At 42.9% G+C, this 16,570-nt stretch carries 12 protein-coding genes and 1 riboswitch; of the genes, 5 read left to right on the top strand and 7 right to left on the bottom strand.

The genetic code is table 11. The features are described from left to right. Positions 1 to 129: 129 nt before the first annotated feature. The 4 genes from BQ5338_RS13085 to BQ5338_RS13070 all read right to left on the bottom strand — a co-directional run bounded on the left by BQ5338_RS13085 (position 130) and on the right by BQ5338_RS13070 (position 4,865). Positions 130 to 690 carry a response regulator transcription factor gene (locus tag BQ5338_RS13085; protein WP_071147269.1) on the bottom strand — a complete coding sequence of 187 codons (561 nt, stop codon included), beginning with the start codon at positions 688 to 690 and terminating at the stop codon, positions 130 to 132. A gap of 11 nt (positions 691 to 701) precedes the next feature. After that, on the bottom strand, positions 702 to 2,300 hold the full coding sequence (locus tag BQ5338_RS13080; protein ID WP_071147268.1) for an NAD(P)/FAD-dependent oxidoreductase: 1,599 nt from the start codon (positions 2,298 to 2,300) through the stop codon (positions 702 to 704). A gap of 90 nt (positions 2,301 to 2,390) precedes the next feature. Beyond that, a complete protein-coding gene (gene radA / locus BQ5338_RS13075; RefSeq protein WP_071147267.1) occupies positions 2,391 to 3,758 on the bottom strand; it encodes a DNA repair protein RadA in 1,368 nt (455 codons plus the stop codon). Positions 3,759 to 3,821: 63 nt separating this feature from the next. Next, positions 3,822 to 4,865 carry an asparaginase gene (locus BQ5338_RS13070; protein WP_071147266.1) on the bottom strand — a complete coding sequence of 348 codons (1,044 nt, stop codon included), beginning with the start codon at positions 4,863 to 4,865 and terminating at the stop codon, positions 3,822 to 3,824. A 343-nt stretch (positions 4,866 to 5,208) separates the two neighbouring features. On the opposite strand from BQ5338_RS13070, the gene thrA reads away from it, so the two are divergent. The 4 genes from thrA to BQ5338_RS13050 all read left to right on the top strand — a co-directional run bounded on the left by thrA (position 5,209) and on the right by BQ5338_RS13050 (position 11,449). Then, on the top strand, positions 5,209 to 7,644 hold the full coding sequence (thrA, locus tag BQ5338_RS13065; protein WP_071147265.1) for a bifunctional aspartate kinase/homoserine dehydrogenase I: 2,436 nt from the start codon (positions 5,209 to 5,211) through the stop codon (positions 7,642 to 7,644). 6 nt (positions 7,645 to 7,650) lie between these two features. Next, entirely contained in the window at positions 7,651 to 8,868 is a 1,218-nt protein-coding gene (locus BQ5338_RS13060; protein ID WP_071147264.1) for a cofactor-independent phosphoglycerate mutase, read from the top strand. A gap of 4 nt (positions 8,869 to 8,872) precedes the next feature. Next, positions 8,873 to 10,174, top strand: coding sequence for a threonine synthase (thrC, locus tag BQ5338_RS13055; protein WP_071147876.1), 1,302 nt, complete (start codon positions 8,873 to 8,875; stop codon positions 10,172 to 10,174). A 66-nt stretch (positions 10,175 to 10,240) separates the two neighbouring features. Beyond that, complete coding sequence (locus BQ5338_RS13050; RefSeq protein WP_071147263.1) at positions 10,241 to 11,449, top strand: MFS transporter; 1,209 nt, start codon at positions 10,241 to 10,243, stop codon at positions 11,447 to 11,449. 15 nt (positions 11,450 to 11,464) lie between these two features. On the opposite strand, the gene BQ5338_RS13045 is transcribed toward BQ5338_RS13050, so the two are convergent. Genes BQ5338_RS13045 through BQ5338_RS13035 form a run of 3 tightly spaced genes read right to left on the bottom strand, consistent with a single transcriptional unit; the run spans position 11,465 to position 14,888 of the window. Next, on the bottom strand, positions 11,465 to 12,103 hold the full coding sequence (locus BQ5338_RS13045; protein ID WP_071147262.1) for a thiamine diphosphokinase: 639 nt from the start codon (positions 12,101 to 12,103) through the stop codon (positions 11,465 to 11,467). Next, entirely contained in the window at positions 12,100 to 12,672 is a 573-nt protein-coding gene (gene pnuC, locus BQ5338_RS13040; protein WP_071147261.1) for a nicotinamide riboside transporter PnuC, read from the bottom strand. The genes BQ5338_RS13045 and pnuC overlap by 4 nt, the downstream gene beginning before the upstream one ends. Then, complete coding sequence (locus BQ5338_RS13035; RefSeq protein ID WP_071147260.1) at positions 12,672 to 14,888, bottom strand: TonB-dependent receptor; 2,217 nt, start codon at positions 14,886 to 14,888, stop codon at positions 12,672 to 12,674. Before BQ5338_RS13035 ends, pnuC begins: the two co-directional genes overlap by 1 nt. Positions 14,889 to 14,918: 30 nt before the next feature. After that, positions 14,919 to 15,014: riboswitch (TPP riboswitch) on the bottom strand. A gap of 435 nt (positions 15,015 to 15,449) precedes the next feature. Here BQ5338_RS13035 and mnmA point away from each other — a divergent pair. Then, positions 15,450 to 16,547, top strand: a complete 1,098-nt coding sequence (gene mnmA, locus BQ5338_RS13030; protein ID WP_071147259.1) for a tRNA 2-thiouridine(34) synthase MnmA — start codon at positions 15,450 to 15,452, stop codon at positions 16,545 to 16,547. Positions 16,548 to 16,570 lie beyond the last annotated feature (23 nt).

Genomic DNA, 16,570 nt, shown 5'->3' with positions numbered 1-16,570 from the left:
TTAGTTCATGGAGAAGTTTGCGAAGTCAGTGCATCATCGTGATGTTGCTATCAGCGAACTTCGAGGATGAAATTTTCGAGTACAAAGTAACATGAAAGATTGCGCTCCTGCAATCCTAATTTATGAGGATTATATTCTGTCGGCTTCCACGTATCCGTTCATCACAGCATACATAGTGAGTCCCGAAACAGATTTTATTCCAAGCTTTTCTGTGATATTTTTGCGATGAGTGATGACGGTGGTCAGGCTAATGTTCAGTTTATCGGCTATTTCCTTATTAATAAAACCTTTCGTGACCAGCACCAAAACTTCTATCTCTCGAGGCGATAGTTCCGCTTCGTCTTGCAGCATACTAAGTGGAATACTATCCGAGAAGAATTTGGTCAGTTCTGCCTTCATCATTTTTTCTGGCAGAAACATATTGAGTATATGGTTACCCGCCGATGGAGTGTTAAAACTGATACCGTGCATCAGAATCACTGTTTTCTCTTTCCGTGGCAGGAAGAACGAGTTATAAAGAACGTAGGTCTGAGAAGAGATGAAATACCACGTGTACATGTCGGGTGTGTCATCAGCCAATGAGCCGTAGTCCGCAAATGTGCGAATAACGAACTCCGGACTTATCTCGCCAAGGAGCTTTTTTAGCCCGATGGCCGAGAGTGTGTCCGGATTAATGATTGCTATTTCCATAAGGCAGCAAGTTATATTGCGTGATTGAGAAATGCGGCAACAGCCTCAGCACAATGTTCTCCGTCAATACCTGCCGAAACGATGCCACCAGCATATCCTGCTCCTTCACCGCAAGGAAAAAGTCCCTTTACAACAATGTGCTGCAGGGTTTCTTTGTCGCGTACGATGCGCACAGGTGATGAGGTACGTGTTTCTACTCCAATCAGTACCGCTTCGTTGGTCAGAAAGCCGTGGCTTGTGCGGCCAAACTGGATGAAGGCTTGCGACAATCGCTTCGAGATGAAGCCAGGTAACCAAAAGTGTAGGGGAGAGGCTAGTAGTCCCGGACTATAAGATGATTTCGGTAATTCGCTGCCTAGCTTACGGTTCGTAAAGTCGACCATGCGTTGTGCAGGAGCTGTTTGCTTCATACCTCCTTGCAGCCAACTTTGCCTCTCAACCTCTTCCTGAAACCGAAGAGTTTTAAGTACGGAAGGTGTGTCGTCTTCCGTTATACCGTTGCTTGCCATCCATTTATCTATCTCCTCATCCTCGGGCTGTATCTCAACGACCATGCCTGCATTGCTCCATTTCGAGCCACGGTTAGAGGGAGACATGCCATTGACTACCACTTGTTCCGGACCTGTAGCCGCAGGGACAACAAACCCACCCGGGCACATGCAGAAGCTATACACTCCACGCCCGTCTATCTGTGTGACGAAACTATACTCTGCAGCTGGCAAATACTTGCCCCGTCCTGCTTGGTTGTGATATTGTATTTGGTCAATTAGCTCTGAAGGATGCTCTAAGCGAATACCTACGGCCAAGCCTTTGGGCTCAATAGCTACATTGTTGGCTGCCAACCAGCGGTATACATCTCGAGCAGAATGACCTGTAGCCAATATTACCGGACCGAGGAATGTCTTTCCTGTATTTGTTTCGATGCCTTCCAGTTTGTTGTCTTTGATGATTAATGCATCCATTCGTGTATCGAAGTGCACCTCTCCACCGCAAGCTAGGATCGTATTTCGCATGTTCTCAATCACCTTTGGCAACTTGTCTGTACCAATGTGTGGATGCGCATCGGCCAAAATAGAGGTACTTGCTCCATGTTGGCAGAAGACGTTCAGTATCTTATCCACGTTTCCCCGCTTTTTACTACGAGTATATAATTTACCATCCGAGAACGCACCAGCACCACCTTCTCCGAAACTATAATTTGATTCAGGATCAATGGTGTGCTCCTTACTAATCAGAGCAATATCCGTTTTTCGTTCGCGTACGCTCTTGCCACGTTCCACCAGAATCGGTCTTAATCCCAGTTCAATAAGTCGCAAAGCAGCAAACAGTCCACCCGGACCTGCTCCCACCACAATCACTTGTGGTTTGTCTTCCACATTATTATATACAGTCTGTAGATATTCATCGTCTGCAGGTGTTTCATTGATGTAAACCCTTACACTCAGGTTCACCAATATCGTTCGTTGACGTGCGTCAATGCTTCGTTTCAGAGTGCGTGTAGCGGTTATTTTATCAAGGTTTAAACCTTTTTCACGTGCAATATACTGTTTCAGTACTTGTTCGCTGGCTGCCTGTTCTGGCAGAATTCTTAACTGGTATTCTTGTATCATTGTTTACTATTTATGTATTCCACTATAGATTAACAGATTAGAGTGCTTCTTGTTCTTTAAGCTGTACTTAACCCTATTACTTTGCTTGCTCTATCCAAACAAGGTTCTGAAAGCTTCTTCCACCTTTCTGACAGGTATCAGTTCTATCTTTATTCTCTTCGTATCAATTCCTTGCAAATTATATTTGGGCAATACAAATCGTTTGAAGCCTAACTTCTCTGCCTCGCCGATGCGTTGTTCTATGCGGTTTACCGGACGAATCTCACCCGAAAGTCCTATTTCGCCTGCCATCGCAATATCCGATTCTATGCTTGTATCCATGTTGGAGGATAGGATCGCACTGATCACTGCCAAGTCTATGGCCGGATCATTTACTTTTAGTCCGCCGGCGATATTGAGAAACACATCTTTTTGGGCCAGTTTAAAACCGACTCGTTTCTCTAACACAGCTAAGAGCATGTTCATTCTCCGAAGGTCGAATCCTGTAGCCGAACGTTGGGGATTGCCATAAACGGCTGAGCTCACCAATGCTTGCGTTTCGATGAGGAACGGTCTTACTCCTTCTATAGCCGAAGCGATAGCTACTCCGCTCATTCCTTCATGATCTTGAGATAACAGTAGCTCTGACGGGTTACTCACTTGCCGCAATCCATCTTGTCTCATTTCATAGATGCCTAGTTCGGCGGTGCTTCCAAAGCGGTTTTTAATGCTTCGTAAGATGCGATACATATAATGCTGGTCTCCTTCAAACTGCAATACTGCGTCCACGATATGTTCCAAGACCTTAGGTCCGGCAATGCTTCCTTCCTTATTAATATGTCCGATGAGTAACACTGCCGTATGCGTTTCTTTGGCAAAGCGTAAGATAGATGCGGCGCATTCTCGTACCTGAGCAATACTACCCGGAGAAGATTCGAGTATCTCGGTCGATATTGTCTGTATAGAATCAATAATGATTAAGTCGGGACGGGTGTTTTTTATATGAACATAAATCTGTTCCAGGGAAGTTTCACAAACAATGAGGCAATCACTCGAAGCATCGGTGAGTCTGTCCGCTCGCATCTTCAGCTGGCGGGCACTCTCTTCTCCTGACACATAGAGAACACGTCTTTCGGGCATCTGAAGTACCGTTTGCAACACGAGTGTCGATTTTCCTATACCCGGTTCTCCACCAATGAGCACCAGTGAACCCGGAACCAGTCCGCCGCCCAATACTCTATTGAGCTCTTCATCGTGCATATCCATTCGTGGCTCATCATCAGCCTCAATATCGTTTAGTGTGATTGGTTTTGTCTTTACCGTTTCTATTCCCGATACAGGGCGTTTGCTAGTGGTTTCTTTTCGTACAATTTCTTCAACGTATGTATTCCACTCACCACAACTGGGACATTTACCGACCCATTTGGGTGATTCCTGCCCACAATTGTTACATACATAAACGGTCTTTTCTTTTGCCATTGCTCTCCTCGTTCATTTAGAATAAAGGCAAAAATAAGGATAATTAATCAGAAAGTGTTGTTTTCATACACTGATTTCTCCTGCAATGGACTGATTCATCCGTTCTCTGATCTCTGTAGCCGAATATCCATGCCCGATGAGAAACATCAGTTTAGTTACGGCCGATTCCGTGGTGCTGTCACGTCCGCTCACTACCCCTACCTGTAGCAATTGATAACCCGTTTCATACCTCTCCATCTCCACTGTGCCGGCATTGCATTGTGTCACGTTTACTACAACGATACCTCTTTCACTTGCTTCTTTCAGGCAACGAATAAACCAAGGTTTGCGTGGAGCATTTCCTGAGCCATAAGTCTCCAATACCAATGCTTTCAGTCCTTCTATGGCAAGAGTGGCCACAATCACATTTTCTTGGATGCCCGGAAATAACTTCAATACAGCGATATTCGTGTCAAGTAATAAATGAGCTTTCACTTCTCTTGTTTCCGCATACGAATGTATGTGTACAGGATTGAAGCGAATATGAATGCCGGCTACTGCCAATGCAGGGTAGTTGAAGGAGCGGAAGGCATTGAAGTTTTCCGCATTCATCTTGGTCGTGCGATTACCTCTCATCAGATGGTTCTCGAAGAAGATACAGACTTCCGGTACCATAGGATGTCCGTTAATATCTTGAGCAGCTGCAATTTCAATGCTTGTCATTAGATTTTCTTTGCCATCTGTGCGTAACACGCCTATTGGCAGTTGAGATCCCGTCAATATAACCGGTTTGTTCAATCCCTCAAGCATAAAACTTAGTGCAGAAGCAGTGTAAGCCATTGTATCTGTACCGTGAAGAATCACAAAACCATCGTATTGATCATAATGTTCACGGATGATGGTAACTAACTTTTTCCATATTTCCGGTTCCATGTCCGAAGAGTCCATAGGAGGATCAAATTGGTAAGAATCAATCTGAAAGTTCAGCTTTCTGAGCTCAGGGATATATTGCTGCAACTGCTCGAAGTTAAAGTTTTCGAGGGTCCCTGTTTGTGTGTTTTCTATCATTCCAATCGTTCCGCCAGTGTATATTAGCAATACGGAAGCATTTTTAGCTTTTTCTTTCATAATATATCTCTTATGTAGACTGCAAATATATGTTTTATCTTCATTTAAATGTCATATTGTCACACGAAAATTATTTTAGAAGAAAAAGTAGGTAAAAAGTAATAGATTGATTGTTTTTATTCTTACTTTTGCAACACTCATCAAAGAAAGTAGAGACAGATACAATGATTCGTAACTATTCACATATTACCACATTCATGTGCACCACAACCCTTAGGGGTTAAGGATAGTTTTGTGTTTCTACGTGATTCACGCTTACGGACGGTAGGCATTTTTCTTAAACCTATATTTTAATCATCATTGTCCCAGTATTCGGGATAAGTGTTCTTAAATTATCATCTTCATGAAAGTAATGAAATTCGGCGGAACATCCGTAGGTTCCGTGAACAGCATTTTAAGCGTAAAAAAGATAGTAGAGTCGGCAGAAGAGCCTGTGGTAGTAGTTGTTTCGGCGTTAGGCGGAATCACAGATAAACTGATTCACATGTCAAAAATGGCTGCAGCAGGAGATCCTGCATATGAAGGAGAGTTTCGCGAAATTGTATATCGGCACGTAGCAATGATAAAAGAAGTCATTCCCGCTATCGATCAACAGTCACTTCTGCAGCGACAGGTGGGCGAACTTCTCAATGAATTGAAGGATATTTTTCAAGGTATCTATCTTATAAAAGACCTTTCTCCGAAAACATCTGATACCATTGTCAGTTACGGAGAGAGGCTTTCTTCTATTATAGTGGCAAGGTTGATCACAGATGCTAAGTGGTTTGACTCACGCACATTTATAAAAACAGAACATAAACATACCAAGCATACCCTGGATACTGAATTGACTAATTCTCTTATAAGAGAAACGTTTCAGGTAATTCCTAAGGTTTCTGTAGTACCCGGCTTCATCTCGTCCGATAAAATAAGTGGTGATGTAACTAACTTGGGGCGTGGTGGCTCAGATTATACAGCAGCCATTCTAGCTGCTGCTCTCAATGTTGACAGTCTTGAGATATGGACAGATGTGGATGGATTCATGACGGCCGATCCACGCGTAATCAGCACTGCATATACGATTAATGAATTGAGTTATGTAGAAGCAACCGAACTTTGTAATTTTGGTGCCAAAGTGGTGTATCCGCCTACTATCTATCCTGTTTATCACAAGAATATTCCTATTCTTATTAAAAATACATTTAATCCTGAGGGACCGGGCACAGTGATTAAGCAAAATGTATCTAGTCCCGAAAGCAAAGCGATCAAAGGAATATCGTCTATTAACGACACTAGTTTGATTACGGTTCAGGGTCTGGGTATGGTTGGTGTCATTGGGGTGAACTATCGTATCTTTAAAGCTTTGGCCAAAGGTGGAATTAGTGTGTTTCTTGTTTCACAGGCTTCTTCAGAAAACAGTACTTCTATTGGTGTACGTAATGCCGATGCCGATTTGGCTTGCGAAGTATTGAATGAAGAGTTTGCGAAAGAGATAGAGATGGGCGAGATAGCCAAGGTTTGTGCTGAAAAAGATCTTGCTACGATAGCGATTGTTGGCGAAAACATGAAACATACTCCGGGTATTGCCGGTAAACTGTTTGGCACGTTGGGACGCAATGGCATTAATGTAATAGCTTGCGCACAAGGTGCTTCCGAAACCAATATCTCCTTTGTTGTTGAGGCGAAATCTCTTCGTAAGTCACTCAATGTGATTCATGACTCCTTCTTTCTTTCGGAATATCAGGTTTTGAATTTGTTTGTCTGTGGGGTGGGAACTGTTGGTAGCAGTTTGATTGATCAAATCCGTTGTCAGCAACAGAGATTAGCGCATGAGAATGGATTGAAGCTAAATGTAGTAGGGATCGCAGATGGTACTCATGCTATGTTCTGCCGAGATGGACTCGATCTGGCTAATTACGAGGAAGAGTTGCTGCAAAAAGGAGTTGAGAGTTCTACTGAGATTCTTCATGATGAGGTGATTGGGATGAATATCTTTAATTCTGTATTTGTTGATTGTACGGCTAGTCCTGAGGTGGCGGCTTTATATCAAGACTTCCTGCAAAATAATATATCTGTGGTCGCAGCCAATAAGATAGCTGCTTCATCGAAGTATGAGAACTATCGCGAGTTGAAGCAGATAGCTCGTCACCGTGGAGTGAAGTTCTTGTTTGAGACAAACGTGGGTGCGGGACTTCCTATCATCAATACGATTAATGATTTGATCAATAGTGGTGATAAGATTTTGAGAATAGAGGCTGTGCTCTCAGGTACATTGAATTATATTTTCAACAAGATAAGTGCTGACATTCCCTTCAGTCAGACCATAAAGATGGCTCAAGAGGAACGTTATTCCGAACCAGATCCGCGCATTGATCTCAGTGGAAAAGATGTGATTCGTAAATTGGTGATTCTGGCTCGTGAGGCTGGGTATCAGTTGGAGCAAGAAGATGTGGAAACGAACCTATTTGTTCCGGATGCGTTTTTTAAAGGATCGCTAGAGGAGTTCTGGAAGCTTGTTCCCGGCCTGGATGCTGAATTTGAGTCACGTCGCAAAGTTTTGGTTGAGGAAAATAAACATTGGCGTTTCGTGGCTAAGCTGGAAAATGGAAAGGCTTCTGTAGGATTGCAGGAAGTAGATGTCAATCATCCGTTCTATGGATTGGAGGGAAGTAACAATATTATTCTTCTTACTACAGAACGATATAAAGAATATCCGATGATGATTCAAGGATATGGTGCAGGTGCAGGTGTAACTGCTGCCGGAGTATTTGCTGATATTATGAGTATAGCTAATGTATAAATAAAGATGAAACATATTATTATATTGGGAGACGGAATGGCCGATTGGCCTGTGAAGTCATTGGGAGACAAGACGCTCCTGCAATATGCAAAGACGCCTTATATGGATATGCTCGCCCGGATGGGACGCAACGGTAGGCTACAGACGGTAGCCGAAGGCTTTCATCCGGGCAGCGAAGTCGCTAATTTGTCTGTACTGGGTTACAACTTACCGAAGGTGTACGAAGGTCGCGGTGCTCTGGAAGCCGCAAGTATAGGGATCGATCTCAAACCGGGGGAGATGGCTATGCGCTGCAACCTGATTTGTGTGGAAGGTGAAATTCTTAAGAATCATTCTTCGGGACATATCACTACGGAGGAGGCAGATGTGCTGATTCAATATTTGCAAGAGAAGCTGGGAAGCGATAGAGTCACTTTTCATACGGGAGTGTCTTATCGCCATTTATTAGTTATCAAAGGAGGTAATAAGCAATTGGATTGTACTCCTCCTCACGATGTTCCGCTTCATCCGTTCCGTCCATTGTTAGTAAAGCCGCTGACTCCTGAAGCGAAGGAAACAGCCGACTTGATTAACGAGCTAATTTTAAAATCGCAAGATCTGCTGAAAGATCATCCGTTAAACCTAAAACGGATAGCTGAAGGCAAGGATCCTGCTAATAGCATTTGGCCTTGGTCTCCCGGCTATCGACCAAAGATGGAAACACTCTCTGATACTTTTCCACAAATAAAATCGGGTTCTGTGATCTCTGCCGTTGATTTGATTCGAGGTATTGGCTATTATGCCGGATTGCACCGGTTAGATGTGGAAGGGGCTACCGGACTGTATGACACGAATTACGAGAACAAAGTCGCTGCAGCTTTGGAGGCATTGAAGACTGATGATTTTGTTTATTTGCATATTGAGGCTAGTGATGAGGCCGGACACGAAGGCGATGTAGCATTGAAACTCAAAACGATTGAGAACTTGGATAGCCGTGCTGTTGGCCCTATCTATGAGGCGGTGAAAGATTGGAAAGAGCCGGTGGCTATTGCTGTACTTCCCGATCATCCTACTCCCTGCGAACTTAGAACGCATACTTCAGATCCTATCCCATTCCTTATCTGGTATCCTGGGATTACTTCCGATTCTGTGCAAACGTATGATGAAGTTGCTGCTTGTGAGGGCGATTATGGAGTCTTGAAGGGAGATGAATTTATGAAAGAATTTATGCACTCAAACCAATAGTATGATGAAGTATTACAGTACCAATAAACAAGCTGCGATGGCTTCCTTACAAGAGGCGGTAGTCAAAGGGCTTGCATCAGACAAGGGGCTCTTTATGCCCGAAACTATAAAGACTTTGCCTAACGAATTCTTTGAAAACATAGAGACCCTTTCTTTTCAGGAGATAGCTTATCGGGTGGCAGATGCTTTCTTTGGTGAAGATGTACCGGCAGATACGTTGAAAGAAATAGTGTATGACACACTTAGCTTTGATACACCTCTGGTTCCTGTAGCTGGCAATATCTATTCTTTAGAGTTGTTTCATGGTCCTACGTTAGCTTTCAAAGATGTGGGGGGGCGCTTCATGGCACGTTTACTTGGCTATTTCATCCGTAAAGAAGGGCTGAAGAATGTAAACGTATTGGTTGCTACTTCTGGCGACACGGGAAGTGCTGTGGCCAATGGTTTTCTTGGTGTAGAAGGTATTCATGTCTATGTGCTTTATCCAAAAGGAAAAGTTAGTGAGATACAAGAGAAACAATTCACTACTCTGGGGCAGAACATTACTTCTTTAGAGATAGATGGGACTTTTGATGACTGTCAGGCATTAGTTAAGTCGGCATTTATGGACGAAGAGTTGAATAAACATTTATTGCTTACTTCTGCCAACTCTATTAACGTAGCTCGTTTCCTGCCACAAGCTTTTTACTATTTCTATGCTTATGCACAACTAAAGAAGTTAGGTAAGGCAGATAAGATGGTTATATCTGTACCCAGTGGAAACTTTGGAAATATAACAGCAGGCTTGTTTGGCAAACAAATGGGACTTCCTATCAGCCGTTTCATTGCTGCCAATAATAAAAATGATATATTCTATCAGTACTTGCAAACGGGTAAGTACAATCCCCGTCCGTCTATTGCTACCATTGCTAATGCCATGGATGTGGGTGATCCAAGTAACTTTGCTCGCGTGCTCGATTTGTATGGGCATTCTCATTCCGCTATTTCAGCAGAGATAACAGGTACTACCTACTCTGACGAACAGATACGTGAAACGTTGCAGAGCGTTTACCAAGAAACTCATTACTTACTTGATCCGCATGGTGCTTGTGGTTATCGTGCGCTTAAGGAAGGATTGAAAGATGGCGAAGTAGGCGTCTTTCTTGAAACGGCTCACCCTGCAAAGTTTCTCGAAACGGTAGAGGGCATTATTCATGATAAGGTCACTATTCCTGTTAAGCTACAAGAATTTATGAAAGGTGAGAAAAAGAGTTTGGAGATGAGCAAAGACTTTGCTGACTTCAAATCTTATCTGTTGAGCCTCTAAACATTTGCAGACATCAGAAATCCCGCCAGAACTATTCTGTACGGGATTTTTATATAACTATCAGATATGAGTAATTGGAAGAATGTTTTCGCAGTCATTTGGACAGGACAGTTGTTTTCTATTTTAAGCAGCTCTATCGTTAGTTTCGCTTTGATCTTGTGGCTTAGTTTTGAAACGGGCTCTGCAGAAGTGTTAGCTTTATCTGCTTTGGCAGCTTTACTTCCCCAGTCTATAGTAGGCTTGGTTGCCGGAGTCTTTATTGATCGCTGGGACAGAAAAATCACCATGATCTTGGCCGATTCATTCATTGCGCTTTGTACATTCTTGCTAGCCATTCTCTTCTTCTTGGGTGTAGCTGAAGTCTGGCATATTTATGTACTCTTGGCTTTACGCTCTGTGGGTTCGGCTTTTCATATGCCTGCGATGCAAGCCTCTGTTCCTTTGTTAGCTCCTACCGACCAACTAACACGCATAGCGGGAATTAACCAGATGTTAGAGTCGGTCTGTAATATTGCCGGTCCGGCATTAGGCGCTTTATTTATTGGTTTTATGGATATTAGTTATATTCTGCTTTTGGATGTTGGAGGCGCACTGATTGCTTGCGTTTCACTCTTATTTGTTCATATACCTAACCCCGAGAAAGAGGAAAACAAGCGCATTGGCGTTCTGTTTGAACTTAAAGATGCAGTACACACAGTGAAAGATATCAAGGGTATTATTCCTCTGGTTTCGTTTTCCGTATTGGCTACTTTCGTGCTTATGCCGGTTGCCGTCCTGTTCCCATTGATGACACTGAAACATTTTTCAGGAGATGCTTTTCAGATGAGTGTTGTGGAAGTAGCATGGGGAGCGGGTATGCTCTTAGGAGGATTTATAATGAGTGTTTTTGCTTTAAAAATGAATAAAGTTTTATTAATTAATCTGATGTATATCATCATTGGTTTAAGCTTTTACTTCTCAGGTATACTACCCGAAACTGGCTTTTGGCTCTTTGTGTTTCTCACACTTGCAGGGGGGATAGCGGGGAGCGTATATAATTCCTCTTTTATTGCGGTAATTCAACTGCAAATACCTCCCGCCATTCTTGGACGAATCTTTTCTGTTTATTTCAGTTTAGCCATCTTGCCATCCATGGTTGGACTGGTTGCCGCCGGTGCTATTGCCGATGCGATAGGATTGAGCAACATGTTTATTATCTCAGGTGTGATGCTCTGCCTGATTGGACTATTCTCTTTCTGTTTTCGATCTATGTTAACTTTGGGCAAACACTCTTAGCCGCTTTTGACTTTTCTAATACGCTCTGAAAATCAAATAGTGTCCTTTTGCATATACGGTAAAGACCGTGTTTATTGCTTCGTTCAATGTTCCTTGCCACCAATTAGTGAAGTCGCTGAGTGGGTAAACCAATCCGTCGGCTCTTACTTCTGATGCATCAAAATTGATGATGGAAATCTGTTGGCCCGGATAACAATCAAACGTGGCATCGCCGCATATAGGAGTGAAGACACCGTAGTCTGTAGCCATCTCTGCCTGTATTTCTTTGTCCAGGTAATCCATTAACAAACTAATATTACCCAATGTGTGATCTTCTCGTTTTCCTGTGGCACCGACGATCAAGACCTTCTTTCTTCCGCTTTCAAAGCAATAATTGACTGCTTTTGTTTGGTCATTCGTTTCTTGGTCGGAACTTGTGTGCAGAATGTTTTGGAAGCGTTTCTTGTTTTCTCCGGAGATAGAATCACCGTCTCCAATGATAATATCAGGGGTATGCCCTTGAAGGATGTAGCCATCGGCTGCTCCGTCACAGCACACCACATAAGGTGCATGTTCCAGTAAAGCAACAGGTATAGAGTGAGTGGGATATTCTCCGTTTGCCAGTATTACTGTTTCGACAAAGTTATCCTTTGTCAGTAGAGGGTAGTGTTTCATTTTGTTTGTGATGCTTCATTCATCAATCGTATCCATTTATAATAGCCAAAGATAGCAATAACAGAATAAAGACCATACAAAATGGCCGTGAAATCGAGTCCTTTGTATACATATAATCCGCAACTAACAACATCTACCGCTACCCATGCCAACCATTGTTCCACATATTTCTGTGCAAGTAACCACATTCCGATAATGCTAAGAGCAGTGGTGAAGCTGTCCAGCCAAGGCACATTACTATCCGTATAATTAATCAGTAGCCATGCAATGGCAAAAAAAGAAGCAACGAATACAGTCGTCAAAGGAAGAATTCGTTGAATAGGAGTATGCCTGATAGGCAAATCAATCTTTCTATTATTTCCTTTTTGCCACACGATCCATCCATAGATGGCGGCAAGCAAATAGTAGACGTTGATACCTGTGTCGGCATAGAGTCCGGCATCGTAATACACAAAAAGATAGATGGCCGGCATAATGATGCCGGCTATCCATAGATAGATACTTGCTTTATACTCTAACCAGAGATAAAGTAAACCTATTAAAGTTCCTATAATTTCGAGATAATTCATTAGAAGCGCAGAGTAAGGTGTGTCATCACGTTAGTACCTGCCTGAGCGGCATAGCCTGAATAGTTATAACGTTCTTTGTTGCTTCCTGAATATCCACTCCCTGCATATCCGTTGTTTTCATATTCTTCGTTGAAGAGGTTATAAACGGTAATGCCAATGCTGGCCGACTTTACGTGTGGCAACTTCAGGGTATATGCTAAACTCAGATTACTAACAAAATAAGCATCCAGCATTTGATTTTTTTGCTTTGCATTACTAAGATATTGCTTGCTAACGTATTGTGATTGTAAATTAGCGTCGAAACCTTTGTAGTTGAAGCTAAAGATATTGTTCAGAATCAAATCAGGAGAGAAGGCAATCGGAGTATCACCATGTTTTATTTCAATGGGGTTTTTCTCTTCGTCTTCATAAAGCATTTCGATGAAGTTCTGTACTCTGTTTTTGCTAAAAGTAGCATTAATGTCCCAACGGAAATTCTTATCCAATTTTGCTCCCACCATTAGTTCGGCACCCATCCTGTAACTATCAGGTACATTAGCAGCCATAGCTTCACCTGTTTCATTCAATTCTCCCGTTAGCACCAACTGGTCTTTGTAATCCATGTAATAGAGATTGGCTCCGGCACTAAACCATGTGTCGGCATAGGCATATCCGAGTTCATAATCGAATAGGCGTTCAGATTTGGGGTATTCACTAAACTTGCCATCTGTGTAGTTGTTTCGTGTGGGTTCCTTCTGGGCTACAGAGAAAGAAGTATAAAGTCGATTGTGCTTGTTTAGTTCCCAATTAACGCCCGCCTTCGGGTTCAGGAAACTGAAATTTTCATTGATATCCAACAGTTGCATGGCCTTGGTTCTCTTGTCCCATTTCTCATTGGTTCCGTTTATCTTGTAGTTGATGTAGCGATATTGCAAATCTCCGTAGATATTGAAGCCACTACCCAACTCATAATTGGCTTTCGCATAAAGGTTTCCATCTATTTTTTTTGCTGTACTTCGGTAATACTCCTGTTCCGGATTCAAGGGACCAACGTAGTTCTTTATCCAAATGATTTTACCAAAATGGTCGCCATCGTACTCATTCAATCCGCCGCCAATGGAGGCACTTAATTGATTGTTATTATAATTCAGCGAGAATACTCCACCGTAGAAATCATTACTCATCTTCTTTTGGCGAATGAGATCGCTCTCTTTCACTTCTGTACCATTCAATATGTAAGTAGATAAGCCATACTCCATTAAAGAGTCGGTTTTGTATTCCTGATAATAGCCATTACCTCGCGTGTAGTGCAAAGCAGCGTCCAAGTTCCACGTTGGAGATAATCGCTGATTTAGCAATAACTGATAATGGGTTTGGTGATAATTGTCTGTTTGATCTTTATAAAACACATCCTTGCCGTTAGCATCGGTATATTTTCCGGCAGGGTTATACCGGCGGCCGTGCTTTGCCATATCTTCTTTTGAGGCGTAGTACCAAGCATGATAGGTCTTCTCCAAACCGCTAAAGGTGATTAATTTGATCGAAGTGTTTCCCGTAAAATATCCTCCTTGCAAGAAATAGGAATTCAGGTCTACCGAAGCACGATCAATGTAGCCATCCGTACCAATATTAGACAAACGGGCATCAAAAGCCCAATGATTGTCTAGCAATCCTGTTCCCACTTTTACGGTTTCTTTGTGGGTGTTGAAAGAACCGTATGAACCATTTACTTCTGCATAAGGCACCATACTGATACCTTCAGTCTGCATATTGACACTTCCTCCGAAAGCTCCTGCGCCATTGGTCGATGTACCCGCTCCACGCTGTACTTGGATATCTTTCAGCGACGAAGCAAAATCAGGCATATTTACCCAATACACCGTATGACTCTCTGCATCATTCATTGGAATTCCGTTGGCCGTAATGTTAATACGCGTACCGTCTGTACCTCGTATGCGCAGCGATGTATAACCTACTCCGGCTCCGGCGTCCGATGTTGTCAGAGCCGAAGGGGTGAGACTAAGCAAGTATGGAATGTCCACACCGAGGTTTTGCTTACTAATTTGTTCCTTGTTTACATTGGTGAAAGCCATTGGCGTTTTTGCCGTAGCACGAGTAGAGACGACCTGCACCTCTTGCAGATGCACCATTTTTACACTGTCTTTTTGCACATTTTGGGCAAAAGACATAGAGCCGGATACGAGTATCCCGGCCAGCATTATAGCTCTTTTTTTCATTACAATTAAAAGTTTAATTAAACAGAAAAGGGGGACTTTTCTATTTTTCCCTCCGCCGGCATTATCCGGATCAGGTTAATGGGTATGATCTCAGCCCGTTATATTAAGGCACCCCTCTTATTGAAATCTGCCGCAAAATTAATGCTTTTTATTTAGAATGCAACAAAATAAGGATTCTTTCTTGTTTTCTGTATTGTTTGCTATTGTCCTGATTGGGCCTTTCACTTGTATTATTGACCTCTTTTATACGTCAGCTATTTCTTTTTCTCCTATGAGCTAAGCCAATATCACCCATAGACTAAGCTTTCTTGATACAGAACTTAACTGGTCACACAGCTGCGTGACCGTTGTCCCTCAATTGCGTGACCATTGTCCCGCAGCTATGTGACCATGGTCACGCAATTGGGGGACGAGCTAATCCTTTTGTTCTATGTGCTTAGTTTGTTCTTAGTAATCGCTTAGCTTATGCTATTTGTTGGCATAGTTAGCGTGTTACACTCTTTTCTTTGTTCCTAGTTTCCCTAAAATTATGTAGATTTGCACCAATCCATATTTTAGTGAATGAAAGAACAAAATAGAAAGGTATTGGTAGGAATGAGCGGAGGCATAGACAGCTCTGCTACTTGCTTGATGCTACAAGAACAAGGTTATGAGGTAGTAGGCCTCACTATGCATGTGTGGGGCATGCCTATACTCGAGGCTAAAGAATTGGCTACGCGTATGGGTATAGAACATTATGTGGTGGATGAACGAGTCCCCTTCAAAGAAACGATTGTGAAGAACTTTGTGGACGAATACCGACAGGGGCGTACGCCAAATCCATGTGTGATGTGCAATCCGCTCTTTAAGTTTCGTATCTTGATGGAATGGGCCGATAAATTGGATTGTAATTATATCGCTACGGGACACTACTCGCAGTTGGAAGAACGTGATGGGAAAGTATACATCGTAACGGGTGATGATGAGCGGAAAGATCAGTCTTATTTCCTTTGGCGCTTGGGGCAGTCGGTACTGAAACGGTGTCTGTTTCCTCTGGGTACATACACGAAACCGCAGGTACGGGAATATCTTCGTCAGAAAGGTTTTGAAGCCAAGGCGAAAGAGGGCGAAAGCATGGAAGTGTGTTTCATAAAAGGCGATTATCGTGACTTCCTTCGTGAGCAGTATCCGCAACTGGATGAAGAAATTGGAAAGGGATGGTTTGTTAATTCCGAGGGAATGAAGCTTGGTGAACATAACGGTTTTCCTTATTATACCGTTGGGCAACGGAAGGGGTTGGAGATTGCTTTGGGGCGTCCGGCCTATGTCTTGAAATTGAATCCGCAGAAAAATACGGTGATGTTGGGCGATGCGGAGCAGTTGAAAACAGAATATATGTTGGTAGAACAATCGAGTATTACGGATGAACGGGACTTCTTTGCTTGTGATCATTTGGCAGTACGTATTCGCTATCGGAGTACACCGATACCCTGTAAAGTGCTGAAGTTAGAAGACGGTTACTTATTGGTTCGCTTCTTAGCTGAGGCTTCGGCCATCGCTCCGGGACAGTCTGCTGTATTTTATGACGGACGGCGAGTACTTGGCGGAGCCTTTATTGCTTCACAGCGAGGCTTGGGCTTGCTGATTGAAGAGCATAAAGATGCTTGGGGAACAATTTGATAAACAGGACGTTTATCCTCAAT

The organism is Bacteroides ihuae (genome assembly GCF_900104585.1).
In the GTDB taxonomy this organism is placed as follows: domain Bacteria; phylum Bacteroidota; class Bacteroidia; order Bacteroidales; family Bacteroidaceae; genus Bacteroides; species Bacteroides ihuae.
Note: the sequence above shows the minus strand (reverse complement) of the source record. Positions and strands in the feature narration are given on the sequence as shown.